Annotated in this window: 20 protein-coding genes; 1 reads left to right on the forward strand and 19 read right to left on the reverse strand. The window is 49.5% G+C overall.

Features of this window, described 5'->3' with window-relative positions:
- Positions 1 to 158 precede the first annotated feature (158 nt).
- The 19 genes from hypA to Q5873_RS06955 all read right to left on the reverse strand — a co-directional run bounded on the left by hypA (position 159) and on the right by Q5873_RS06955 (position 22,903).
- On the reverse strand, positions 159 to 500 hold the full coding sequence (gene hypA / locus Q5873_RS06865; protein WP_303060042.1) for a hydrogenase maturation nickel metallochaperone HypA: 342 nt from the start codon (positions 498 to 500) through the stop codon (positions 159 to 161).
- Entirely contained in the window at positions 478 to 1,326 is an 849-nt protein-coding gene (locus tag Q5873_RS06870) for a bifunctional 5,10-methylenetetrahydrofolate dehydrogenase/5,10-methenyltetrahydrofolate cyclohydrolase (RefSeq protein WP_303060044.1), read from the reverse strand. The genes hypA and Q5873_RS06870 overlap by 23 nt, the downstream gene beginning before the upstream one ends.
- A 42-nt stretch (positions 1,327 to 1,368) precedes the next feature.
- On the reverse strand, positions 1,369 to 3,324 hold the full coding sequence (locus Q5873_RS06875; protein WP_303060046.1) for a penicillin-binding protein: 1,956 nt from the start codon (positions 3,322 to 3,324) through the stop codon (positions 1,369 to 1,371).
- 11 nt (positions 3,325 to 3,335) lie between these two features.
- Positions 3,336 to 4,796, reverse strand: coding sequence for a CCA tRNA nucleotidyltransferase (locus tag Q5873_RS06880; protein WP_303060048.1), 1,461 nt, complete (start codon positions 4,794 to 4,796; stop codon positions 3,336 to 3,338).
- Positions 4,797 to 5,158: 362 nt separating this feature from the next.
- On the reverse strand, positions 5,159 to 6,031 hold the full coding sequence (gene sdaAA / locus Q5873_RS06885) for an L-serine ammonia-lyase, iron-sulfur-dependent, subunit alpha (RefSeq protein ID WP_028254880.1): 873 nt from the start codon (positions 6,029 to 6,031) through the stop codon (positions 5,159 to 5,161).
- Between the two features lie 37 nt (positions 6,032 to 6,068).
- A complete protein-coding gene (sdaAB, locus tag Q5873_RS06890) occupies positions 6,069 to 6,731 on the reverse strand; it encodes an L-serine ammonia-lyase, iron-sulfur-dependent subunit beta (protein WP_028254879.1) in 663 nt (220 codons plus the stop codon).
- 330 nt (positions 6,732 to 7,061) lie between these two features.
- Entirely contained in the window at positions 7,062 to 7,880 is an 819-nt protein-coding gene (locus Q5873_RS06895; protein WP_303060051.1) for an FAD binding domain-containing protein, read from the reverse strand.
- Positions 7,874 to 8,350, reverse strand: coding sequence for a (2Fe-2S)-binding protein (locus tag Q5873_RS06900; protein ID WP_028254877.1), 477 nt, complete (start codon positions 8,348 to 8,350; stop codon positions 7,874 to 7,876). The genes Q5873_RS06895 and Q5873_RS06900 overlap by 7 nt, the downstream gene beginning before the upstream one ends.
- Positions 8,350 to 10,479, reverse strand: a complete 2,130-nt coding sequence (locus Q5873_RS06905; RefSeq protein ID WP_303060054.1) for a xanthine dehydrogenase family protein molybdopterin-binding subunit — start codon at positions 10,477 to 10,479, stop codon at positions 8,350 to 8,352. Before Q5873_RS06905 ends, Q5873_RS06900 begins: the two co-directional genes overlap by 1 nt.
- Positions 10,480 to 10,649: 170 nt before the next feature.
- Positions 10,650 to 11,582, reverse strand: a complete 933-nt coding sequence (locus tag Q5873_RS06910) for an NTP transferase domain-containing protein (RefSeq protein WP_303060055.1) — start codon at positions 11,580 to 11,582, stop codon at positions 10,650 to 10,652.
- A 9-nt stretch (positions 11,583 to 11,591) separates the two neighbouring features.
- Entirely contained in the window at positions 11,592 to 11,795 is a 204-nt protein-coding gene (locus tag Q5873_RS06915) for a hypothetical protein (protein WP_303060056.1), read from the reverse strand.
- A 453-nt stretch (positions 11,796 to 12,248) separates the two neighbouring features.
- A complete protein-coding gene (gene potE, locus Q5873_RS06920) occupies positions 12,249 to 13,580 on the reverse strand; it encodes a putrescine-ornithine antiporter (protein ID WP_205087668.1) in 1,332 nt (443 codons plus the stop codon).
- Between the two features lie 489 nt (positions 13,581 to 14,069).
- On the reverse strand, positions 14,070 to 14,237 hold the full coding sequence (locus Q5873_RS06925; RefSeq protein WP_303060057.1) for a hypothetical protein: 168 nt from the start codon (positions 14,235 to 14,237) through the stop codon (positions 14,070 to 14,072).
- 575 nt (positions 14,238 to 14,812) lie between these two features.
- Positions 14,813 to 15,769: a magnesium transporter CorA family protein gene (locus tag Q5873_RS06930; RefSeq protein ID WP_028254869.1), complete on the reverse strand. Its 957-nt coding sequence runs from the start codon at positions 15,767 to 15,769 to the stop codon at positions 14,813 to 14,815.
- Positions 15,770 to 15,939: 170 nt separating this feature from the next.
- Complete coding sequence (locus tag Q5873_RS06935) at positions 15,940 to 16,836, reverse strand: DMT family transporter (protein WP_288301946.1); 897 nt, start codon at positions 16,834 to 16,836, stop codon at positions 15,940 to 15,942.
- Positions 16,837 to 17,037: 201 nt separating this feature from the next.
- A complete protein-coding gene (locus tag Q5873_RS06940) occupies positions 17,038 to 19,131 on the reverse strand; it encodes a heavy metal translocating P-type ATPase (protein WP_303060060.1) in 2,094 nt (697 codons plus the stop codon).
- 176 nt (positions 19,132 to 19,307) lie between these two features.
- Positions 19,308 to 19,829: a hypothetical protein gene (locus Q5873_RS06945; RefSeq protein ID WP_303060062.1), complete on the reverse strand. Its 522-nt coding sequence runs from the start codon at positions 19,827 to 19,829 to the stop codon at positions 19,308 to 19,310.
- A gap of 93 nt (positions 19,830 to 19,922) precedes the next feature.
- On the reverse strand, positions 19,923 to 21,458 hold the full coding sequence (locus Q5873_RS06950) for a Y-family DNA polymerase (protein ID WP_303060064.1): 1,536 nt from the start codon (positions 21,456 to 21,458) through the stop codon (positions 19,923 to 19,925).
- 290 nt (positions 21,459 to 21,748) lie between these two features.
- Positions 21,749 to 22,903: a double-cubane-cluster-containing anaerobic reductase gene (locus Q5873_RS06955; RefSeq protein ID WP_303060066.1), complete on the reverse strand. Its 1,155-nt coding sequence runs from the start codon at positions 22,901 to 22,903 to the stop codon at positions 21,749 to 21,751.
- A 322-nt stretch (positions 22,904 to 23,225) separates the two neighbouring features.
- Here Q5873_RS06955 and Q5873_RS06960 point away from each other — a divergent pair, with 322 nt between their 5' ends.
- Positions 23,226 to 23,462, forward strand: coding sequence for a putative Se/S carrier protein (locus Q5873_RS06960; protein WP_288301942.1), 237 nt, complete (start codon positions 23,226 to 23,228; stop codon positions 23,460 to 23,462).
- Positions 23,463 to 23,469: the final 7 nt, after the last annotated feature.

Raw genomic sequence — 23,469 nt, forward strand, 5'->3', positions numbered from 1 at the left:
GTTAGCCCTCCTCACCTGTATAGCACGCATTCGCGTTTATATCCTACGTCTTTTATTATAGTATACCATCACTGCGTGGTAAACACATGAACAAATTATAAAAGGCACGGAGCAATTTCATTGCCACCACTTTTCCATATAGAAAAAAGTGTTATCCATCAATCCATATCGATGGATAACACCTGCAATTCCCGGCCCGTCACGGTAGTGACCGTCGTACTTTGACACGCCGGACATATAAATCGATAACCTTCTACGACAAACTCCGTCAAGCAATCAAGGCACTTTGCCTTTAACGGAACATGCTCGATAACAAGCTCGGCTCCTTCTGCGGCCGTTCCCTTCGTTACCGCTTCAAAACAAAAGAGAAGCGCATCCGGCTCTACACCGGACATGGCGCCCAAGCGCAGACGGACGGCGTGCACCACCGTACCGTCATTTTTCTTCATCGTATCCAAGGCAATATCGACAATGCCTTCAGCAATCGACATTTCGTGCATAATACGCCTCGCATAAACCTTCCAATAAAATAGTTGTCGTCACGGAACCCACACCGCCCGGTACCGGCGTAGCCGCCGAAGCAATACCATCCAGCGATGCATAGTTCACATCGCCTACGGTGTGACCATCCAATTCGTTAATGCCCACATCAATAACAACTGCTCCCGGTTTAATCATCGTCCCGTCGATGACATGCGCCTTACCTACGGCGGCAATGACAATATCCGCCTGTTTCAGTTTCGCTGCCAAATCCGCCGTGCGGGAGTGACAAATGGTTACCGTCGCATTGCGATCGAGAAGCATCAACGCCACCGGCTTGCCTACCACCTGGCTTCGCCCTACAACGACAACCTCCTTACCAGCTACCGGAATATCGTAGTGATCGAGAATGGCCATACAAGCGCGCGGCGTGCATGGCCAAAAGCCTCGCTTACCGCGGATGACGCGACCGATGCTCTGCGTCGTAAGTCCGTCCAAGTCCTTATCCGGCGATAACAAATCAACAATGTATTCACTGTCGATATGCGCCGGCATAGGCATAAGCGGTAACACACCGTATATGGTGTCCGCTGCATTCCATTCGCGAATCACCGCTTCCACTTCCGCCTGCGTCGCCGTTGCCGGTAAATCGCGGCGATCGACGGCAAAGCCCATAGTACGGGCCGTCTTTTCCATAAAATGCGCATACATGTGAGCCGCTTTATCATCACCAACCAATAAAATGCCCAATGTAATGACTACCTGCTTAGCCGCCAAGTCTTCCAGCTTTTTTGCCAACGCCGCCTTGTGCGCATCAGCTACGGCTTTACCGCGCAATTCTTTCATAGCTCGTACCTCCGTTATCTCTAACTTACAACCTTGTATGTATTACCGTTTAAAGTATACGCGCACCGCCGACCCCGGGTCTACCGCTTCACCGCTTACCTGTTCCTGTGAAATCGCATAGCCTGTGCCTTCCGGCACAAAGGAGAGTCCCGCTTCATGAAGCCAATCTCGCACCTCACCGGTACTCCATCCGGTAAAGTCCGGCAACACAATTTGCCCGTCACCGTTAGTTTGTACTGTCGGTCGTTCTGCCTTTGCCGGGGCCTTGCCTTTTTTCTCCTTCGATACGGATGGAGAAATCTGGTAGTACCGCACAAGCTGACTCATAATATCTTTAAATACCGGCGCTGCGATCTGACCGCCGTAGAATGTACCGCCCGGATCATCGATAACGATAAGAGCCACAAACCGAGGATCTTCAACAGGGCCAAAGCCGATGAAGGAGGCAATATAGCGCCCTTTCAAATAGCCGCCGTTTTCCGGATCCAGTTTTTCTGCCGTCCCTGTTTTACCGCCGAAGTGATAGCCTTCCACGTACGCCTTATGGCCGCCCCCTTCAGATACTTCTTTTTCCAAGATGGCTACAATCTGTTTCGCCACACCTTCCGGTATAGGCTGACCGACCTCAACGGTTTCCTTCTTTTCATATACGGTGCCATCCGGATTATCGATGGATTTAATGATATGCGGCTGCACCATGTGTCCGCCGTTAGCCAATGCACCGAAGGCCTGTACCATCTGCAGCGGCGTAACCGCAATCCCTTGACCGATGGACATGGCTGCCGTATCGATATCACTCATACTTTCCAAAGTAAAGAGAAGTCCTTCGCCTTCACCGGGTAAATCGATGCCCGTTTGCTTGCCAAAGCCAAAGGCCTTAATGTAATCCAACAAAATAGCCGGTCCCGTAGTCAAGCCGATACGCGCCATACCGGTGTTGATGGAGAACTTCAAAATTTCCAGCAAGCGCACATCGCCGTAGCCTTCACCGTTCCAGTTTTGCATAACATGACCGGACGCCATGATATGTCCTGTGTCATGAAAGACCGTTTCCGTCGTCCATTTACCGGAAGCTAACGCCGCCGAAGCAATAATCGGTTTAAAGGTTGAGCCCGGTTCGTAAATATTGGTAACCGCACGGTTTTTAAAATCCTCTTCCGTTCCCTTTTCATATTCGTTCGGATCGTACGTCGGGCGGTTGGCCATAGCAATAATTTCACCCGTCTTAGGGTCCATGATAATAATGCTGGCACCGCTGGCTTTCGTTTCCTTCATGGCCTTATCCAAGGCGCGTTCCGCAATAAACTGCACCGTCGTATCAATGGTCAAGGTAACACTGCGTTCCTTGTCGGGAATGTACTTAGACATGATAGATCCCAAAATCGGATTGCCGCGACTGTCCGTAGCCACCAATTCCTTGGTGCGAGCTCCTTTGATTTCCTTGTCCAATACCATTTCAAGCCCGTCCAGACCTTTATCGTCGGTGCCGACAAAGCCCAGCACCTGCGCCAGCAGGTTGCCGTTTGGATAAAAGCGACGATTCTCTTCGACAAAATTCAGTCCTTCGATTTTCTGGGTATCCAGCACATCTGCAACGGCGCGCGATTTATCCGGATCCATCATGCGATCCAGCCATACAAACGCCGTATCCTCCTGCAAGCGTTCGACAATCTCTTCCTTCTTAATGCGCACGTATGGCGCAATGGCATCGGCAATGGTCGCCGGGTCCTCTTTAATCATTTTCGGATCCGCATACAGCGACCGCGTTACCATACTCATCGCCAGCGGATGACCGTTGCGATCAAAGATGGTGCCTCGCGGCGATTGCAATGTACGGTTCGTTTTCACCTGATTAAAATTTCGGCTTTCCAGTTCGGTGCGGTCGATAACCTGCAACGACAGCAGACGACACACCACGATGAATGCCGCCAGCAACAGCAGCAACAGAAACCGCCGCATATTCTTTTGTACGCGTTTACGCTCCTTTGCTTCTATCATCGAGATGCCTCCTACATCTGCTGCAATCGTTCAAGACGTCGTTGTGCCGCATGGTATAGGGCCGACGCCGTATTTTCCGTCTGTCCGTTTCTCACCTGCATAAGCAAGGTTTTCAATACTTCACCGGTATGCGGTCCCAACAACTTCGGTAGTTCCGGACCGTACGCCAAATCCCGGGTATGAATGGGCAAGCGACCGGCAATATCCGCCAAGCATGCCCCCATCGCCTTTGTGCCATCCGTCGATGCATGCGGATGACCGCAAGCGATGACATCGGCACAGCATACTTCGGTTTGCTGCAGTACGGCTTCCCTTAAATCCGCAGAACGACGGAACTTGCCGCTTACCGCTTCCTTGCGCATCCATTTCCACGGATCCGCTTCTTCATGCTGCGCAAAGAAATGAAAGCGCATGTGATTGGCCACCAACCAAGATACGCGTTCCGCCATATCCGCCGGATATCTGAGGCGCAGCAACAGCTTCCTTGCCATCTTGGCCCCCAACATGTCATGACCGCGATCCGTAATGCGCCCCTTGTGAAAGCCGCGCACGCCGGGCATCCCTTTGCCCACATCATGGAGCAAGGCACCCCAGCGAATTATTGGATCCGGTCTTGTCGCCGCCACCGCCGCCAACGTATGATACCAACCGTCGAAGGCATGGAACTCCGGCTGCTGTGGCAGATCCACCAAGTGATATAATTCCGGTAAAATGTCTACTTCCGTCACGTGGCCGTTATCATTAACACGGCACGAGCATTCCGCCAAGCGGGATTGCACCAATACATCCAATCCCTTAGCTACGGCCGGTGTAAGCATAAGCCGATCCAGCTCCTGCCGTACCCGTTCCAACGACAAGCCTTTGACGCGATCAAAATTTGGTGCCATGCCGTCGATGATCTCCCGATGCGGCAGCATATCCAGCTGTCCCACAAAGCGGCAGGCCCTGAACATGCGCAGTGCATCTTCTTGAAAGCGTTCCTCCGCACGGCCGATGGTACGCAAGGTTTGTTTCTTTATATCCCGACGACCGCCTACATAGTCGATGATGTTGCCATAGCGATCCATGGCAAGACCGTTAACCGTAAAATCACGACGCATAACATCTTCTTCCAAGGTATCTGCGTAGGTTATCTCTTCCGGTCGATGACTGTCCGCCCCATACCGTTCACTGCGAAAGGTAGCCACTTCATAGCTATAGCCTTCCGGCGTTGTCACCACCACAACGCCAAAGCTTTTACCTACTACGCCCGGCGTCGTATAGCCATGCTTCGTTACAATTGCTATCACTTCATCCGGCTTGGCCGCCGTAACGATATCGTAGTCATGCGGCACGCGGTGCATGAGAATATCGCGCACGGCCCCACCGACTACATACGCTTCAAAGCCTGCGGTATGCAAAATTTCTATGATGTGCATCGCCCCGCGGCGCAAGGCATCTGTTTGCTCTTTTGTATACTGGTCCCGAGCCATTAGGGCACCTCCTCATCATCGCAATGTATCACACATTTTTTACTACCATTGTCAACTCTTAAATTATACCAACATACCTATGATTATGCTACCGCTAAATTTTGGTTGCCTTCGTTTATTCCGATTACTTTCGGTGCATGTTATTTAATCGGATGAAACATCTCAGATAAAAAATCACATAATAAAAAAGGGCCGCCACCCCTACGATACCGCGTATCGTACAGGCAGCGACTCCATGTCCCTTATTTATAGACTTACAGTTCGCAGACTCACAACATATAGAATTACAATTTATAGATTCACACTGTATGACCCTGCCAATGTATTGGCTTATACGTGTATAGACTTACAGTTTTATAATTTTACAAATTGCGAACCCGTTCGGCAATTTGTTTGCCCGTTTCCGTTACGGCCAAACCGCCTTCACTGGTTTCGCGCAACGCACTGGGCAATGCGCGACCGATGCGATCCATTGCACCGATAACCTCATCCGCCGGAATCTGACTGCGTAAACCGGCCATGGCCATTTCTGCCGCCGTTAACGCATGAACCGCATAAATCCCGTTGCGCTTAACGCAAGGTACTTCCACCAAACCGGCTACCGGATCACACACCAAGCCCAATACATTTTTTAAACACAACGCCATCGCAGCGACCACTTCATCCGTCGTACCTTCCATCATGGCCACCGCTGCTGCCGCTGCCATCGCTGCCGCCGAACCCACTTCCGCTTGACAGCCGCCGACCGCACCGGCCACACAGGCTGCATTGGTGATAACATTGCCTACGCCGGCAGCGGCAAAAAAGCCGCGCACATACGCCTCTTCATCAAGATGATACGTATCGCCCACCGCCCGCATCACGCCGGGCACCACGCCACAGGAGCCGGCCGTTGGACAGGCTACAATGCGAAACATTTTCGCATTCGCTTCATTAACCGCAATTGCATAGGTCAATGCTTTATAGGCTAACGGACTTAAAAAGCGAGGCTGCCCGTCAAACAGTGCCTTTGCCTGTCCGCCGGACATACCGCTGGGCGTTGTCCGAATATCTGCCAAGCCATCCTCCACGGATTGATTAAAAATAGCAATGCGTTTCTTCGCTTCCCCCAGTACCGCCGCTTCATCGGCTTCGGTAAGCTCCACCTCCGAACGCAGTACTACCTGCCAGAACGGAATCCCGTCCCGTTCACTGAATGCCGCAATATCGGCAATGCTGTTGTAATTATATTTCATAGGTATACCCTCTCACGAAATGTACAAACTCTCTCTATCATAGCGGTTTGAAATACATCACCGATTCAATGCCGCTGACCGCGTTAATGCTATCCAATACATCACGGCTTACTTCCGAATCCGTATGGATTAGCATGACCGCTTGGGAATGCTTTTCCTTGCGGAACACGCGCATCGACGAAATATTAATCGCCTGCAAGCTAAGCGCCGTCGTCACCGCCGCAATCACACCGGGCTTATCCGTGTGGAATGTCATAATCGTATGTTCATCACCGGTAATTTCCACTTCTAGGCCGTCAATGCGAGTAATCAAAATCCGCCCGCCCCCAAGCGAACGCCCCAACACTGACATGTGTCGTCCCGAATGACCGTACAAATCGAAAAGCACCACATTAGGATGATCCGACGGCTCCGCCGATTCTACAAACTCGTACTGCAGGCCCGCTTCATCCGCTTCTTTAAAGGCTTGTCTGATGCGTACATCTTCCGCGCCGAAACCGAGAAGGCCTGCTATTAACGCCCGATCCGTACCGTGTCCTTTATACGTTTTTGCAAAGGAACCATATAGCGTCATCGTCACGCGCTCTACCGGTTCATCAAAAATACAACGCGCCATTTTTCCCAGCCGTGCCGCACCGGCCGTATGCGAACTGGAAGGCCCGATCATAATCGGCCCGATAATATCAAATACACTACTCATATGCTGTTACCTCACTACTTCTTTTCTCACAACAACCCCGCTGTATGCTCTCTCAGGTCATACCTACATACCCATCTGATACGTTCATTATAGCACAACACGTCCGTTGCAGATATACATTTTCAAAAATTGCTATGCTCATTTATCATGTATCCATTCACGAAAAATAGCCGACTTTACAGAGAGAACTCCGAAAATCGGCTATTTTCACTACTATTTAATTTTTCCACTCCACATACACAAATACATCTCACTACAACGCCACAGCCAATTGCGATACACTTGTCACCGGGCAACGACGATGATTGCACACCGCCGTAACGCTATGCTCTATAACCCTTTGCTCGTCAAGAAATCCTCTACCAAATTAAGACATACATCCTTGCGGTATTCCTTCGACACGCGACCGGCAGTAGGTACAATATGATCGCCGTACGCCGCTACAATAGCATCATGCATAGCTTTGACTTCCGCTTTCGTCTTACCGATTACCATAGCTTCTACATCCGGGAAACGCAATACCGTCCCCGCTACGGCACCAAAGGCCGTAGCAAAATTGGTAACTACATCACCGTCATAGCGAAGAATACCGGCAAAGGAAATGCGCGAAATAGCCAACGCCCGGCGAGCACCGACTTTTTCGTAATACCATTCATACTCGGCATCCTTCGGCAACAGTATTTCTACGATCAATTCATCCTTCGCAAGATCAAGCTGTTTGCGCCCTTTGTAAAACTCTTCGATAGGAACGATGCGTTCCCCTCGCACTGATGCCAAACGCAGCTTTGCACCCAAGACAAATTCGATGAGCACCGAATCTGCTTTGGCGGAACCGTTACCGATATTACCACCCATGGTGCCACCGTTGCGAATGGCCGGCGCACCGATTTGTTCAACGGCCGCTTTCATCAGCGGCGGTACTAACGGCGAAGCCAACACTTCCGTAAACGTACAGGAAGCGCCGATGCGAACGTACGCATCATCCACCGCAATCTGTTTCATTTCCGGAATGCGATTCACATATAAATACGTCAGCGATGTATCCGCCGCAATCATCAAGTCCGTGCCGCCGCCGTAAGGAACTACATCATGGGCCGCTCTAATTTCCAGCGCTTCCCGCAGCGAAGTCGCCATATATCCGTTTACCATAATCCGTTCCCCTCCTTCGCTGCAATACCGACGGCACGCACAATAGCATTATAACCGGTGCATCGACACAAATTACCGGATAAGCCGTCCCGAATTTCTTCTTCCGTCGGATGCGGATGCTTGCGCAATAATGCTTCCGTTGCCATAACCATGCCCGGAATGCAATAACCGCACTGCACGGCCGATACCGCACCATAGGCTTTGTCGATAACCTTGAACCGTTCCGTTTCGCTAAAGCCTTCAATGGTCATAATGTCCGCACCTTCGCAGCGGCCCATGGCTACCATACAGGAGTTGATCAATTCCCCATCCATAATGATGGAGCAGGCTCCGCATTCGCCTTCTTTGCAACCGCACTTGGTGCCCGTCAATTTATAATAATCGCGCAACACGTCAAGCAAGCGATTCGATGCATTGCCGTCATACGTAACCGGCTTGCCGTTTAATGTGAAATGTATCTTCGTATCCATTATAACTGCCCTCCTCGCATAGCCTTCAACGCATCTTCCGCCGAGAACGGAATATGCTGAATCATCGCATCATCCCCCAGCGCCTGTTCCATGGCTTCAATGTAGGCTGCCGGTGCGCCCACGCAAGGTAACTCGCCGGCCCCCTTGGCACCGTACGGACCGAAGGGATAGCTTTCCGCCACGTACAAGTCGATATCCATCTTCGGCACATCCATCGCCGTAGGAATAATATAATCGGAGAACGCATTATTGCGGATGCGCCCCTTGTTATCGTAATTCATCTGTTCCATGGAAGCGTAACCGATACTCTGCAAGGTACCGCCTTCCATCTGACCCAATACAATGTTGTAATCCATCGGCGTACCCACATCGTAAGAACCGTAAGCCCCTAACACTTTCGTAGTACCGCTTACCGTATCCGCTTCGATTTCCATGGCCACTACGCCCCAAGAATAGGTAGGATATGCATCGCCGCTGAAGGTATCAAGACTGAAAGGAATGAGGAAGTCCGGCTGAACATAATGCTCTTCAATGAGCTGTTCTTCACCGTCTACCCACTGCTCTTTCAGCTTAACCGCAGCGCGGCGAATCAGTTCGCCTACGTTCATCAAGCTGCGGGACGCTACGGTCGGTCCGGAATCCGGTACTTCGTCCGTATCCGGATATTCATAATAAATGCGTTCCAACGGCAATCCCAATTCATGAGCAGCAATCTTCGGGAAGGTCGTCCGAAGCCCTTGGCCCATATCCGTATTGGATGCCAAAATATGAACATTGCCGTCGGCTGTCTTTTTCAATTTCACTACGGCCTTGATCAAATCGCGTTCCGCCGAACCGGTAAAGCCCGCCCCATGGAAGAAGAGGGACATACCGATGCCGCGACGATACCGACCGGTTTGCGGCTTACTGTAGGCAGCTTTCTTCTTGCGGTAATCGCACATGCTGTCCACCTTGGCAATCATTGCCGGCAACGGCACATTGAAATGGAACTTCCCACCGGTGGACGTGCTGTCACCTTGCACTACCATATGACGTTCTTTAAATGCCAGCGGATCTTCGCCCAGTGCCTTCGCCACATGAGTCATCATCATTTCCGCCGTAAAGAATGTCTGCGGTGCACCAAATCCGCGGAACGCTCCGTTCGGCACGGTGTTCGTCTTAGCCACGCGACCCTTCACCAATAAATTCGGCACGTTGTAAACGCCGTTGGCACAAATCATACCGCGTTGCAATACAACGGCAGACAATGTAGTATAGGCACCGCCGTTATAAGTAATATCAATATCCATCGCCGTCACCCGACCATCCTTAATGGCTACGCGGTAGCGATCCTTCGACGGATGACGCTTGGACGTATATTCAATATCCTCGCGACGATCGAATACGCAGCGAATTTTTTTACCCGTTGCCACCGCTGCTACGGCTACCTGGCAACTCAAAATCGATGGCCATGCTTCCTTGCCGCCAAAGCCGCCGCCGGTTACATCCTGCGCAATGCGCACCTTTTCCGGTGGCAAGCCCAACGCGCGGGTCGCCGCATTTTTAATATAGTACGGGCACTGCATGGAACCGTGAATATACACCTTGCCATTCGGCAATACTTCGGCCATCATCGCCTGCGTTTCCAAATACACCTGTTCCTGATACCCCGTTTCAAAGGTTTCTTCGATAACGCGATCCGCTTCAGCAAATGCCTTGGCAATGTCCCCCTTCTTATATTCGTATTCAAAGAAAAATACGTCGGACGTATCGATGTCCAGCACCGGTTCCAACTCTTCGTAAACGACTTCCGTATCCCTTAGTAGCTGTTCCACCACCAGCTTATCGGGACCGCAGAACATACCGATCGGTTCCCCGATGTACTCTACCGTTTCCCGCGCAAACACCGGCGTGTCATCCTTGATGATATTTACATTATTATCCCCCGGCACATCCTTGACATCCACGTAATAATACCCATCCGGTAACGTCGGTACCTTCACTTCGATAACGCGCGCCTTTGCCTTTGACGAACGCAGCATCTTGCCTACCAAGATATCATCATCCCGATAATCACCTACGTACAGCGCCGTCCCACTGAGCTTTGCCAAGTGGTCGCGTTTTCTTACGGATTCACTAATCGTTGCCATAGCCTAGCCTCCCATGCGTATAACTATACCTCTATTAGATGTGTAAAATAATTTTTAAACATATATTTCTACTTTTATTATAAAAGAAGTGCGCCTGCCGTCAAATTCTTTTTCGGGAGAACTTGAACCGACAGGCGCCTACATACCCAACTATATTTACTATTGTACGACTACTCTTCATTAAACTCCGAAAAAATAGTAAAAAAAGATTCCGTTGCATACCGCCGCACAGCCTGTTCGAAACGACGATACTTAGCAAGAAATTCCTTGCCTGCCGGAAGTAACTCCGTATTACCGCCGTGCTTACCGCCATGGCGTCGTTCCACCACGGCATAGCCCAGGCCCGCCTCGAGCTCGTTGATCATGGCCCATGCTTTGCCTTTAGAAAGTGCCATATGATCGCACGCGCTCTTCACCGAATGCGTTTCGTCAATCAGCACTAACAGCAGCATGGCGCGAGAAGTAAAAAAAGCCTTCTCCTTTTCCAGCGTAATTCGCAGGAACGGATGAATCAATGCTTCATTAACGGCTTCCTCCGACGGCACCGCCATGCGTTCCAGCGGAACGGAAGGGCGCAAAATCCCTGTGTCCTCCATAGGCACCGTCACCACATCGGGCATGGATTCCAGTGCGGCACGCACACCGCCATCACCGGTGAAAGCTTTCAGAAACACCATTCCCTTACGATCGAATAAAATCGGATGTCCCTTTCGTCCGTCTTTCATCGGTACCACCGCCGCACCGTTCGCCTCGGCCAGTCGCTGCAATGTAACTGCCTTGAACAACGGCGACGCCACGGAAGCAAAGAACACGCGGTCACACTTATCCTCCAAGTAACGAAGCCCCAACGTTACCGAAGCCAGCTTATCCGAAGACAGGTATTCATGATTCTTCAAAAAAATAACGCCGTAATCCCACAGCTCCTGCTCAATGGCAAAGGACTCGTACCCCGTTACAATCACTACATCCGTAACGCCGGCCTTTTGAAAGGTCAATACCATGCGCTTAATCAGCGAAATGGATCCGATTTCCAGCAGCGGCGACACACTGCCGTTCACCTCGTGATTGCTAGCTGCCACAATCAATCCGCCCAACCGATTCATAGAACCATCCTATTTCTTACGACCTAGCCACAGCAACGCTACAGATATGACAAGCTGCAATACGCTGAGCGTTACGAACAACTTACGCGTGCGACTTTTTTCTCGCCGTGACCAACGCACTAACCCGTTCATCCCATCAAGGCATAAATTCATTGCCAACAACTGTGTTGGCGTCACATTGCGAAGCTCTTTTACCGTAGTCATAAATTTCATAGCCATCACCTATACCCTTTCTCTATGATTATTATAGCTAATAAGCATATATATGACAACCATTTACTAAAGAAGCCCTCGCTATCATTTGTAAAATAAAGAAGCTCTGTATGTTCCGCGTAGAACGTCCTTCGCATCCTCACTCGGAGCTGTTTGCTATACGCACCCTTGCTATAATTGCCGGATAAAGAAAAAGGTTCTCTCCGTTCTGTGCAGAATGCCCTTCTTCACTCGGAGCTGTTTCCTAAACAAGCCTTCGCTATCATTCAAAAAAAGAAGCTCTGTATGTTCCGCGTAGAACGTCCTTCGTATCCTCACTCGGAGCTGTTTGCTATACGCACCCTTGCTATAATTGCCGGCTAAAGGAAAAGGTTCTCTCCATTCTGTGCAGAATGCCCTTCGTAAGACCGGGCTTCAAACAAAATGGAGAGAACCTCACTACCTTTTATTCAATTATAGCGTCGGGCGCTGTTTAGCACGAACGGCTCTCGGCACTACGTTAAACGCCAACTGGTAAATAATATAACCAATCACAATGGCTATGGCGCCGCCAATAATCGGGCCTTCACCGCATGCGTAGATAGCGTACGCGGAATATGCCAACGCAAACACACTGAGAACCATAATGCTCACGCGATTTGCCATGCCGGCCCCTTCCTTTTTAAGCATTACATGCACGGCCAAGCAGCACAAAATGTACGGGAACACATTCGTTACTACCGCAAGATTTACCAAATTTTCAAACTGGCGATTCAGCGATGCATCTGTCGTCATCAACGCCATCAACGACTGCACGGCTAAAATGATGAACAATCCCTTCACCGGTGCATCCGCTTTATTTACCTTAGCGAAAATTTTCGGGAACAGCCCCACATCGGCAGAGCTTTTAAATACGCGTGCCAAGGTAAACTGCCAGCAAAGAATGGCGCCACAGCAAGAGATAACCATCATGGCCATCACGATACGACCTACCGTTTCGTTAAACATGTGCGCAAAGGCTAACCCAAACGGAGCCGTGGAGTTGAGCAGGTCTGCATTCGGCACGATACCTGCCATAATATTTGTAGACAATACATAAATAACCGCTACGGCCAATGTACCAAAGAAGGTAGCAATCGGCACATTTCTCTTAGGATTTTCTACGGCATCCATATTGGCTGCCGCCGATTCAAAGCCAAGGAATGCCCAAAGGGTAAGAGCGATGGCTTCGCTTACCGCATCAAAGAACGGAAGCTGACCCGGATTCCACACCGACTTGTACATCGTCGGATCGAACCAATACCAACCGGCTACGCTGATGAACAGCACCGGCAGGATAGCTCCCCATACGGTAATATTGGAAATACGACCTGTTTTGGCATTACCGCCGAAATTGAGCACCGCTGCCAACCACAATAATGTAATCGTGGCCAAGCTTACCTGTAACGGTGACAACGTTAAATCAAACAACACTGCCGCATATCCGACAGCGGAAATCGCAATCGCTACATTAGCGATAACAAGAGAAATGGCATATGCGTAATTAGCCATAAAATGTCCGGTTCTGCCAAACATATACTCAGAATAGCCGCCCATGCCGCCGCGCTTTGTAGTAAATGTACCGCACTGCGCAAAGATATGAGCTAAAATTAACGAGCCTACGGCTGTAATCAGCCAGGACAAAACAGAGATGGTTCCTACCTCGGCAAGTTTAGTAGGTAACATAATAATTCCGGCCCCCATCATGTTAGCAGCAACAAGCGTGGTCAACTGGAATACAGACATTTTCTTAGCGGTGGTTTTCATGTATCAATCCCCTTTCTTTGTAGTTGTTCTATGCTACAAGTTAACTTCTTCAAAACCGCTCTCGATGCCAGTCCTTGCGGGATGTGCGTGGATGTGGCACCGTATTTTGTTGACGACTTATTCTAACATCATTCGCCCGTCGTGCATAGTATTTTTTTCTCAAAAAGCCTTGTGCGCATCACGGCTATCAGCCATTTTTGAACGCCTCACACTCTCCCTCACCAAGGGCAATCCTCAAACATGGCTTGTACGCTGTATACTTCTTTTTAGGATACCTAATAGATTGATAAAGTTCCATCTAAAAATTTTAACGAATCGTGTAATTTACGAGATTTAAAACGATTTAACGTATAACCAAGCATAAGAAAAATAAAACATCATACTTTCTACTATTTTATTCGAAGGCGACATGACCTTTCTCCGAGATACGATAGGGCGCATGGCCTCTGCAAAAGACGTTTTTCTTATAGATGCGTACTGTCACGGTAACTACTCATCCGTGTGTACCTCCGCTTTATAAAGGCCCGCCTCTTTTAATACCTCTACAACATCATCAACAGAACGACCCGATGCATCTTCGTACCGATCAGACACCCCCGGATTATCTTCTGAAAAAAGAGTACCGGCAAACACTAATTCCTTTTTCTCCGGTAACAACCATCGCATCCTTTCTTTGATGGTTTTCTTTCCTACTGTTTAGTTTAGTTTGGTTTAGTTTAAGAATGGTATCGGCGTGCGTATCGGTTTGCGTATCGCTGTGCGTCTCTCTTGCGTATCACCGTGCGTATCGGTGTGCGTCTCTCTTGCGTATCGCTACATGCATTACTAGGTATAACCGGCTTTCTTCTTATAGTACATTGCTCAACGCGAAAATCTAATGGATACGACCGGCATTCAAATTTATAATGCAAGGTAGGAAACCCATTGTATCAAGAGTTGCCCTTCTTTATACACTAATCTCTATAAAGATTTTTACACTAACTAATCAGTCACATATGTTAGAATATATTTTTCTCCATCAAAATGTAATCGATAGATATCTCAGTCCCCATTCATATAAAATAGCCAGTTTCCTGCAATATAATTAGATATAAAAAAAGAAGCCATCATAGCTTTGCAGCGAGCCTTCGCCAGACTGGCCCCCATCATATAAAACAAAAAGGCAGTTATAGTTGTGAAGCGGGCCTTCGCAAGACCGGTCCCGCAAACAACTATAACTGCCTTTTTATTATTTATAAGAAATCATTCTTCCAAAGCAACACGCCTACCACCAAGGTAGCCACGCCGGCAATGCCCAACACATCAAGGAATCCGTCCAGTCCGTATTCCGTAAACGGCACCGGCACGTTGACCCCCCACAAGCTAAAGATCGCCGTAGGTACTGCCAAGATAATCGTCACTGCCGCAAGAAGCTTCATGACCATGTTCAAATTGTTGGAAATAATCGAACTGAATGCATTCATCATGTTCATCAAAATGTTAGAATACATTTCAACCATTTCGATAGCCTGCTTATTTTCGATAATAACATCTTCCAACAAATCCTCGTCCTCTTCATACATCTTGAGGACATGACGCACATCGTCATGACGGCGAATACGTAAAATGCGTTCCATTACGGTACCGTTCGTTTTTAACGCAGACGTAAAGTACGTCATGGATTTCTGTAATTCCAAAAGCTGGAAAAAGTCCTTGTTCTTCGTCGTGTGGCGAAGCTGTATTTCAATATCATCGGTGCGGCGATTGATTTGTTGCAAGTAACGCAGGAACAACGTAGCCGTACGATACATAATCTGAAACAGGAAGCGCGTCTTCTTATAGGTGTAGAACGTGGCTATCTGATTATTCAAAAACGGATAGAGCACATCCGATTCTTCCAAACAAACCGTAATAAAGAAGTCCGGCGTCAAGAAAATCCCCAGCGGTACCGTGTCGTAGCTATCGGTGCCGCGCAAGGCCGGAATATTGATAACGACAAACAAATAGTTTTCTTCAATTTCCACGTGCGAACGTTCTTCCATATCTAACGCCGTCTTTAATACGTCCGTTGGAATTTCCGTCATAATATTGACGAGAGCCAGCTCATCGGGGTCAGGATTCACCAGATTGATCCATGAACCTTTTGTCGCATCCGCAACTGTTGTATCCGAGAATAATTCTCCTTCTGCGTGCTTATATACCGTGAGCATAGGTCACCTCCTAGACATTAATTCCACACTTTATCTTATCGAAGAGTATCCGCTAAGTCAAGACAAAACCGCCGGTTTATTAGACCTGTCGCGCTTATTTCCATTCCTTTACATGTGTTTTCTGTTCACCGTCTCTATTCCATTTGTTATATATTTTTTTCGGCCATGGCTCAGCCTTTCACCTTTGTCTGCGTAGCCAAGTAAATCCCACTGATAATAATCACTACTGCCACCGCTTTATACAGACTGATGGGTTCCCCCAAAATAAGAGCCGCCAAGGTTAGCGTAAATACGGGGATTAAATTATTAAACACCGCCGAGCGCGTCGGTCCGATTTCACGCACCGCAATGAGTTGAAACAAATAGCCCATGACGGATGCAAACACCGCCATGTAGGTCACCGACAACCAACCGCCGAGAGTCACTGCTTGCAGTGTTCCGTTCAGCGCATCCCTAACAGCCCACGGCGATGCTTCCACCGTACACACGAGGAAGGTGAATGCCGTCATCTTGTACGGACTGATAGTATACTTCATCATAAACAACCGATTGAAAATCGTGTACAGAGAAATGCTGAGCACGGCGCAAAACATCATGGCATCGCCGAAGTTTAGCTGTAATTGTTGCAGCATAGCAAGGTTGCCATTAGTGATAACCGTAATGACGCCGACAAAGGCGAGGGCAATCCCCAACAACTGCCGCGCATTGGTGCGTTCCTTCAAGCCGATAACCGTCAAGAGCATCGTCACGCCGGGCATGGTGGCACCGATAAGCGCCGCATTGCCGGCGGATGTGTATTTTACGCTGAGAAAAAATAAAATGTGATATGCAAAGGTGCCGATGGTGCCCACAAAGAGAATGGGTAACCACTGCTGCTTCGTAGGCCACCACGCGTCCTTGTCCATGACTTTCAGTACACAAAAAATAAAAGGCAAAGCAATTAAAAAGCGAACGCATGTCAATGTAGGGGCCGTGAATTCTATCATGGCCAGCTTGCCTGCAATAAACGCACCCGACCAAAAGAGCGTCGTCAATATCATCAAACCGTATACCTTTTTATCCGCCATAAAGCCTCCTTATATTGCCAACGCATGCAGCCTGTTTGCGTGGCCAAGTAAATCCCGCCGATAATTCGTGCACACTTCCTACCTAATCTTGTGTCTATTGTACACCGTAGCCATCTTGCATGACCAGTACATAAAAAGCGTCTTGCCCGCTTATCGCTGCCCATACAGCTGCGACGATTCACGAACAAGACGCTTCGTTACTTATGCGTTCTTATACAAAATGCGAATGGAATTTAAAATACAAATCATAGACACGCCGGTATCCGCAAATACGGCGAGCCACATATTAGCATAGCCTACGAGGCCAAGAATCATGATGGCAATCTTGATGCCCAGCGCAATCACTACGTTTTGCCAAGCAATGGACAAGGTAGACGAAGCAATGCTGAACGATTTCAACACGGATCCGATGCCGGGACGCATGTATACTACATCGGCCGCTTCGATGGCCGCATCCGCACCACTTCCCATGGCACCGCCCACATCGGCACCAGCCAGTACCGGCGCATCGTTAATGCCGTCGCCTACAAACATAACGGGACCGAACTCACGGCGAAGCTGCGCCATTTCTTGCAGCTTATCCTCCGGCAATAATTCTGCCCGCACCGTTTGAATGCCTGCTTCGTTGGCAATATAATTGGCGCTTTCCCAATTATCCCCGGTGAGCATCACCGTTTCCAAACCGCGGCGACGCAAACCGGCTACGGCTTCCACCGTATCTTCCTTGAGACTGTCCGCAATGCTGATACGCCCCGCATAGCTACCGTCTACAGCCATAAGCACTTCGCTGCCATAGGCCGACGGCGCTTGAGGATACCCGGTAATTCCTTCTTCATCAAGAAGACGACGATTGCCGAGAAGGATGCGTTTGCCTTCCACGGTGCCCACCATACCGCGGCCGGATAGTTCTCGAAGATTTTCTACCGGCTGCACCTGTATGTGACGTGCCTTTGCTTCTTCGGAAATACTGAGCGCAATGGGATGTGTAGAACTTGCTTCCAGTGACGCTGCATAACCAAGCACAGTCAACTCGTCCCATGCCTTAGCGCCTTCCACCGATTGTACCGCAAAGCGACCGGTGGTTACCGTTCCCGTTTTATCCAGCGCGACGGCAGTAATGGCACGCATCGCTTCGATGGATGCACCGCCTTTAAAAAGAATGCCCTCTTTCGAAGCGCGGCCGATACCGGCAAAGAACGCCAACGGCACGCTGAGTACCAACGCACAAGGACAGCTGATAACCAAAAAGGTTAACGCTGTATAAATCCAATACTCCCATTGCCCCGTAATAAGGGACGGAATCACAGCCGTCAATACGGCCAAGGCCACCACAATAGGCGTATAGATACGAGCGAATCGCGTAATAAACCGATCAATGCGTGGCTTGCTGGCTGCCGCATGTTCCACCGCATCAAGGATGCGCGTTACCATAGACTCGCTCAGCTCTTTATCGACGCGCACCACAATCCGTCCCGATTCGTTAACACAACCGGACAATATGGCCGTGCCGGGGCCGGCGCTGATCGGTACCGGTTCGCCGGTTACCGGTGCCGTGTCGATACGCGTTTCCCCTTCTACTACCGTGCCGTCCAAAGGAATTCGATCGCCGGCGCGTACTTCTACCAAATCGCCGATTCGCACTGTATCCGGTGCCGTAACGGTTACGCTGCCATCCGCATTGACAAGGCGTACCTCTTCCGGTCGCATGTCCACGGCTTCCATAATAGCCGAGCGACTGCGTTCGGTAGCGTGTTCTTCAAAATAGCTGCCAATCTGAAAAAACAGCATAACACCGGCGGCTTCCGGATATTCGCCGATAGCCATAGCCCCTATTGTCGCAATGGCCATGAGGAAGTTTTCGTCAAAAATCTGTCCGCCTACAATATTTTTAACGGCGCCCCACAGAACGCGCCATCCCAATAATAAATATGTCAGTACCAACACAATACGCTCCGCCGTTTCCGGAATCCAATCGGTGAAGCCCGTCACCGCCATGACAATGGCACCGATGATAATGGCTGTCAAGCTGCTGTCGTGATGATGCTCCTCTTCTTCGCTTCCCTTCGGAGTCCGTACGAAAGGCTCCACCACAACGCCGTCCTCCGTAGCATCGCAAATTGCCTGCACCGTATCTTTAAACACCGGCGTGTCCACCTGACGGCCGCGCACGCGCAGTTGCTGCGTTCCGATGGCAAAATCCGCTGCCTCCACATCCGGCAAGGCGCGAATCCGATCTTCTATTTTAGCGGCACAATTAGCACATGTAAGATTTTTTAGCACATAAATATGTTCCATACCTGTTACCTCTCTAGCACCTACCGCTCACTCACTTAGCGGTATTGATTATCATGTACTCTCATTTCATTTTAATATATGAACAATCATTCATATGTATTTGTCTTCATTATAAATTTGTGACCTACCAATGTCAATAGAGGAGTATATGCTATCTTTGCAATACTTGCGCTATGTTATGGTGATTGGATGTGCAGTGATGTTATCCAATCAAAAGAAATCTGCCGCCTGTCTTCGCTATCATTATCTGCATAGCCATATACGACTCGCTGCCACGAATCCAGTTTACTTACTATAAGGCATTGCGTCACATAATGACCACCGGCCTTTTGCGGATGCGGTGCGAAGTAAGTGATTTGCACGACCGGCGTATCCCCCCGACTAAGGGCCGCTTCTATATCACGGGCCACCGCATCTAAGTCATGCAGTATGTCTTCACTTTGCTCCTGCCATTCTTCGGTAACTTCCCGTTCTAATGCCAACGCCTCTTCATGACCTACCAAGGCGGCAAAGGGCATGAACTGAGCGGCCCGCTGTTGTCGTTGCATGCGCGGGCGCACATACTGCGGCGGTGCCGCTTGATCCATAAGGTCCTCATAGCCCGTGTAGGTAACTTGCTTTTCGTTTCCCTTCTCTTGTTTATTTTCTTCCTTCGTTTCTCTTTCCGTTTCTTTTTCCTTTACTTTTTCTGATGTCATTTGCCTATCCTCTGCCAAGCCATGTTCCTGGTATGCTGCGCTATCATATTCGTATCCTTGTAAGACTTGTAAGCCGCCACGACATGGTATCGACTATGCGCGATGACCACCGATTTGACGATGTCGATCGCGACCGGTGGCTTCCTCTTGCAGACTTACGCCTTTAATGATACCGTCCTTACCGAAGCGGCGCCGAATGGTAAGCACTGCCTGCTGCAATTTCGCACGCTTTTCCATCGTGCGTTCCGCCGTACCGGACGTAGTCATTTCCATCCCAGCCTCACTAAAATCCCACAGGCTCTGTCCTTTGTTCTCGCTTGCCTTTCTCTTTCCGTGATCCGTATCGCCTTCATTGGCACCGACCGTAATTCGCCGCACCCATAACCCCGGCGTTACAATGCGTTCAAAGACTGCACACGCCGCATCGGCCAAACAGGTGCTGTCGTTGGTAGGCATCAAGAATCGGTGCGTGCCTCTCACCGACGCCGGTTTGCATCGTCCGTAGCTATCCGTTTTCCACGGTCCCGTATAACCGATACGCGCCGCCGCTTGCTCACTGTTACACACATCGTAACCGACATGAAGCACCAAGGTATGAGCACACATCCTCTGTTCCGCCAAATCCAACGCCAGCTCGTCCGCCATTTCGCGCACCACCGTAGCCGCCTCCGCCGTACTGTACGGGCGATGAAGTACCTGCCCCGACACCTTGCTATGCCCCTTCGGGCGATACGATTTAATATCTGCCATCGTGCAACTTTCACGCCCCCAAGCATGATCCATGAGAAGCTCCGCTTGCACACCGAACAGCTTGTAAAGCAGCCATGGATTATACCACTGACTCGCCTTGCCGATAGAGCAGCGCGCAATGTCTCCCATGGTGTGAATGCCTACCCCGGACAGGGCACGGGCGTAGCCTTTGCCGACGCGCCAAAAATCCGTTAACGGCGTATGATTCCACAAGAGCCGCCGATAGCTCATTTCATCCAAGGTAGCAATGCGCAGTCCTTCACTGTCCGCCGGTAAATGCTTGGCCACAATATCCATGGCAATTTTAGCCAAATATAAATTGGTACCAATGCCGGCCGTAGCCGTAATGCCCACTTCTTTCTCAATCGTGCGAAGCAAGCGCGCCACCAATTGACGCGCCGTCACACCATAGAGTTTGCAATACGCCGTAGCATCGATAAACACTTCGTCAATGGAATACACATGAATATCCTCCGGCGCAATGTAACGCAAATAAATGCGATAAATAGCTTCACTATAGGTAATGTACAGCGCCATGCGCGGCACTGCGCGAATAAAGTCCAACGACAACCGAGGATTTCGGGCCAGCTCCTCTGCTTGGCAGGACGTGCCTACAAAGGATTGCCGTCGCAAGCGTAACCGCCGCTTCGTGTTAATCTGCTGCACCGCCTGTTCCACCTCGAACAAGCGCGGTCGTCCCGGAATCCCGTACGCCTTCAGTGACGGCGACACGGCAAGACAAATCGTCTTCGATGTGCGCGCTTCATCGGCGACCACCAAATGCGTCGAAAGCGGTGACAATCCACGCTCTCGACATTCCACGGATGCATAAAATGACTTTAAATCAATGGCTACATACACACGGCTCTTCTCGCTCATCATCCTTGCTCCTTTCTTTATATCGAACTTATATATGTATTATAGCAAATATTTGTTCCATGTAAATATAAGAAAACACCACGCCAACAAGAAAAGGGACCGCCTATCCTATGCGTTCCCTCACAACAGAAAATACCGAATGCTACGCGTCTCTCCCCTCCTCCGCAAGAAAAAGGACCGCCCTATGTTATACGACACTCTCTCCCATAATAAAAAGCACCGAATGCTATGCGTAAGAAACGCCCTAACTACGTACGGGCTTTCGACGCATAGCATTCGGTGATTAAAACTTACAGCATCTCTACAAACGCTGCCAGTCGTGTACTGAGCTGACCCACGTCGGTAGTGGAGTAATCCGTTTCGATGTATATATAGGGAATATTCTTTTTCTTCGTTACAAAATCGCGGATGGATTTGGATTCCACGCTGTATGTATGACAGGCTTGCAATACCATTTCCACCACGCCGTCTACATGATACTCATCAATCAACGTATCCAGCGATTCATAGCGATTCGGATTCGGCGTCATTACCGAACAGCCGATGGCCAAGTACCGTTCCGCCAAGGCTTGGTAAATATCCTCGGCCTCCTCATCGACCAAGCGTTCCACATTTTTGGTGCCCGTACAATTTTCATACGCCACTACGACGCCGCCGTTTTCTTCGATGGCGCGAATCACCTTTTCCGTCGCACCGCCCATGGGGCAACCGGTAATCAGAATGCGCGGCTTCTTGTCCTGCCGTTTGCCTGCGGCGTATTCCTTTTCGATGGTATCCGTCAACGCATCGATTTCCGCCGGAATAACGGAGCGATCCAGCTTAAAGGTCGTCCCATACAATACCTTGAACATATCATGCCCCGTCATCGGTGTAGGTTCGTAACGCATCGTAGAATAGAACCGTTTCAAGGAACGGCGCACCGCATTTTCCTCGCGTACCGCACGGCGCACATCCTCATCGGTAATAGTTACATTAAATTTCTTTTCCAAATAATGTTTGAACGCAATAATTTCTTCTTTCCAAAAAGCCAATCCCCGTTCGCTTTGCGAATTCGGCAGCTCCATCATGTACACATCCTTAAATTCCTGCATGAGCTCGTACATTTTCTTTTTGCCGTCGCACGTGGTTTCGCCAACGACTACATCAGAAAAATAAAAGTACGGACACTTATCGGTTTTCGCAAAACCGTAGCTGGATTTAATTAAGGGACATAAATTTTTCGGCAAATCCCGTTCCGCTTCCGCAATGGTTTCATCCGACGTCGAACACAGCCCAACCGTCGCAGCGCCCATGGCCATAGCGATTTCTTTGGGGAAGTATGTGCAATACGCACCGACTACCGGCACGCCCTTATCCTTTAATTCCTTTACCGTTAAAAATGATTTCTTGCGTTGTTCCGCAAAGTCCGCAAACACCTGCGGCAATTCTTTGATGACTTCCATCATAATCCCTCACTGTTCCTATACCTATATCCAAATCGTAAATCTTACTTGCTATTTGATTATAGCAGTTATGCCGTGACGGCGACTAATAGTGTTTTTAAATAAACATATATATCTATACAGATTTCTAATAAATCATCGGTTTTACCCGTTCCGGCCATCGTAGGCTATGCCCATTTTATTTGATTCATGCTATAGTGAAAGATAATACATGCACTGTAAGGGAGATTTCCATGCTTGCTACCGATACTGCAGTACCGCTGCTGAAGGAGATGCCCCATATGTATTACAAATACTACTGTACCACTACCGAAGGAGATGTCCTATGCTTACTACCAAACCTACCTTAATCATTACCTTTCCCACCACTACGCAGGCAATGGCTGCCGAACGATGCTGCGAGCACCATCATTTACCGGGTCGCCTCGTTCCCATCCCTGCCGTTCTTTCCGCCGGCTGCGGTTTGTCTTGGGCCGCTGATTCATCGGACAAAGAGGGGCTCCTGCGCGCCTTTGCCGATGATGGCATTACTTACGAAACCGTTACCGTCATCGACCTTTAATGAAGAC

This window comes from Veillonella magna (assembly GCF_959600285.1).
Lineage (GTDB): Bacteria > Bacillota > Negativicutes > Veillonellales > Veillonellaceae > Veillonella_A > Veillonella_A magna.

What these genes read in the sequence shown, in the direction of transcription:
- hypA (WP_303060042.1), bottom strand. Translation starts at nt 500, where the DNA reads ATGCACGAAATGTCGATTGCTGAAGGCATTGTCGATATTGCCTTGGAT.
- Q5873_RS06870 (WP_303060044.1), bottom strand. Translation starts at nt 1,326, where the DNA reads ATGAAAGAATTGCGCGGTAAAGCCGTAGCTGATGCGCACAAGGCGGCG.
- Q5873_RS06875 (WP_303060046.1), bottom strand. Translation starts at nt 3,324, where the DNA reads ATGATAGAAGCAAAGGAGCGTAAACGCGTACAAAAGAATATGCGGCGG.
- Q5873_RS06880 (WP_303060048.1), bottom strand. Translation starts at nt 4,796, where the DNA reads ATGGCTCGGGACCAGTATACAAAAGAGCAAACAGATGCCTTGCGCCGC.
- sdaAA (WP_028254880.1), bottom strand. Translation starts at nt 6,031, where the DNA reads ATGAAATATAATTACAACAGCATTGCCGATATTGCGGCATTCAGTGAA.
- sdaAB (WP_028254879.1), bottom strand. Translation starts at nt 6,731, where the DNA reads ATGAGTAGTGTATTTGATATTATCGGGCCGATTATGATCGGGCCTTCC.
- Q5873_RS06895 (WP_303060051.1), bottom strand. Translation starts at nt 7,880, where the DNA reads ATGGTAAACGGATATATGGCGACTTCGCTGCGGGAAGCGCTGGAAATT.
- Q5873_RS06900 (WP_028254877.1), bottom strand. Translation starts at nt 8,350, where the DNA reads ATGGATACGAAGATACATTTCACATTAAACGGCAAGCCGGTTACGTAT.
- Q5873_RS06905 (WP_303060054.1), bottom strand. Translation starts at nt 10,479, where the DNA reads ATGGCAACGATTAGTGAATCCGTAAGAAAACGCGACCACTTGGCAAAG.
- Q5873_RS06910 (WP_303060055.1), bottom strand. Translation starts at nt 11,582, where the DNA reads ATGAATCGGTTGGGCGGATTGATTGTGGCAGCTAGCAATCACGAGGTG.
- Q5873_RS06915 (WP_303060056.1), bottom strand. Translation starts at nt 11,795, where the DNA reads ATGAAATTTATGACTACGGTAAAAGAGCTTCGCAATGTGACGCCAACA.
- potE (WP_205087668.1), bottom strand. Translation starts at nt 13,580, where the DNA reads ATGAAAACCACCGCTAAGAAAATGTCTGTATTCCAGTTGACCACGCTT.
- Q5873_RS06930 (WP_028254869.1), bottom strand. Translation starts at nt 15,769, where the DNA reads ATGCTCACGGTATATAAGCACGCAGAAGGAGAATTATTCTCGGATACA.
- Q5873_RS06935 (WP_288301946.1), bottom strand. Translation starts at nt 16,836, where the DNA reads ATGGCGGATAAAAAGGTATACGGTTTGATGATATTGACGACGCTCTTT.
- Q5873_RS06940 (WP_303060060.1), bottom strand. Translation starts at nt 19,131, where the DNA reads ATGGAACATATTTATGTGCTAAAAAATCTTACATGTGCTAATTGTGCC.
- Q5873_RS06945 (WP_303060062.1), bottom strand. Translation starts at nt 19,829, where the DNA reads ATGACATCAGAAAAAGTAAAGGAAAAAGAAACGGAAAGAGAAACGAAG.
- Q5873_RS06950 (WP_303060064.1), bottom strand. Translation starts at nt 21,458, where the DNA reads ATGAGCGAGAAGAGCCGTGTGTATGTAGCCATTGATTTAAAGTCATTT.
- Q5873_RS06955 (WP_303060066.1), bottom strand. Translation starts at nt 22,903, where the DNA reads ATGATGGAAGTCATCAAAGAATTGCCGCAGGTGTTTGCGGACTTTGCG.
- Q5873_RS06960 (WP_288301942.1), top strand. Translation starts at nt 23,226, where the DNA reads ATGCTTACTACCAAACCTACCTTAATCATTACCTTTCCCACCACTACG.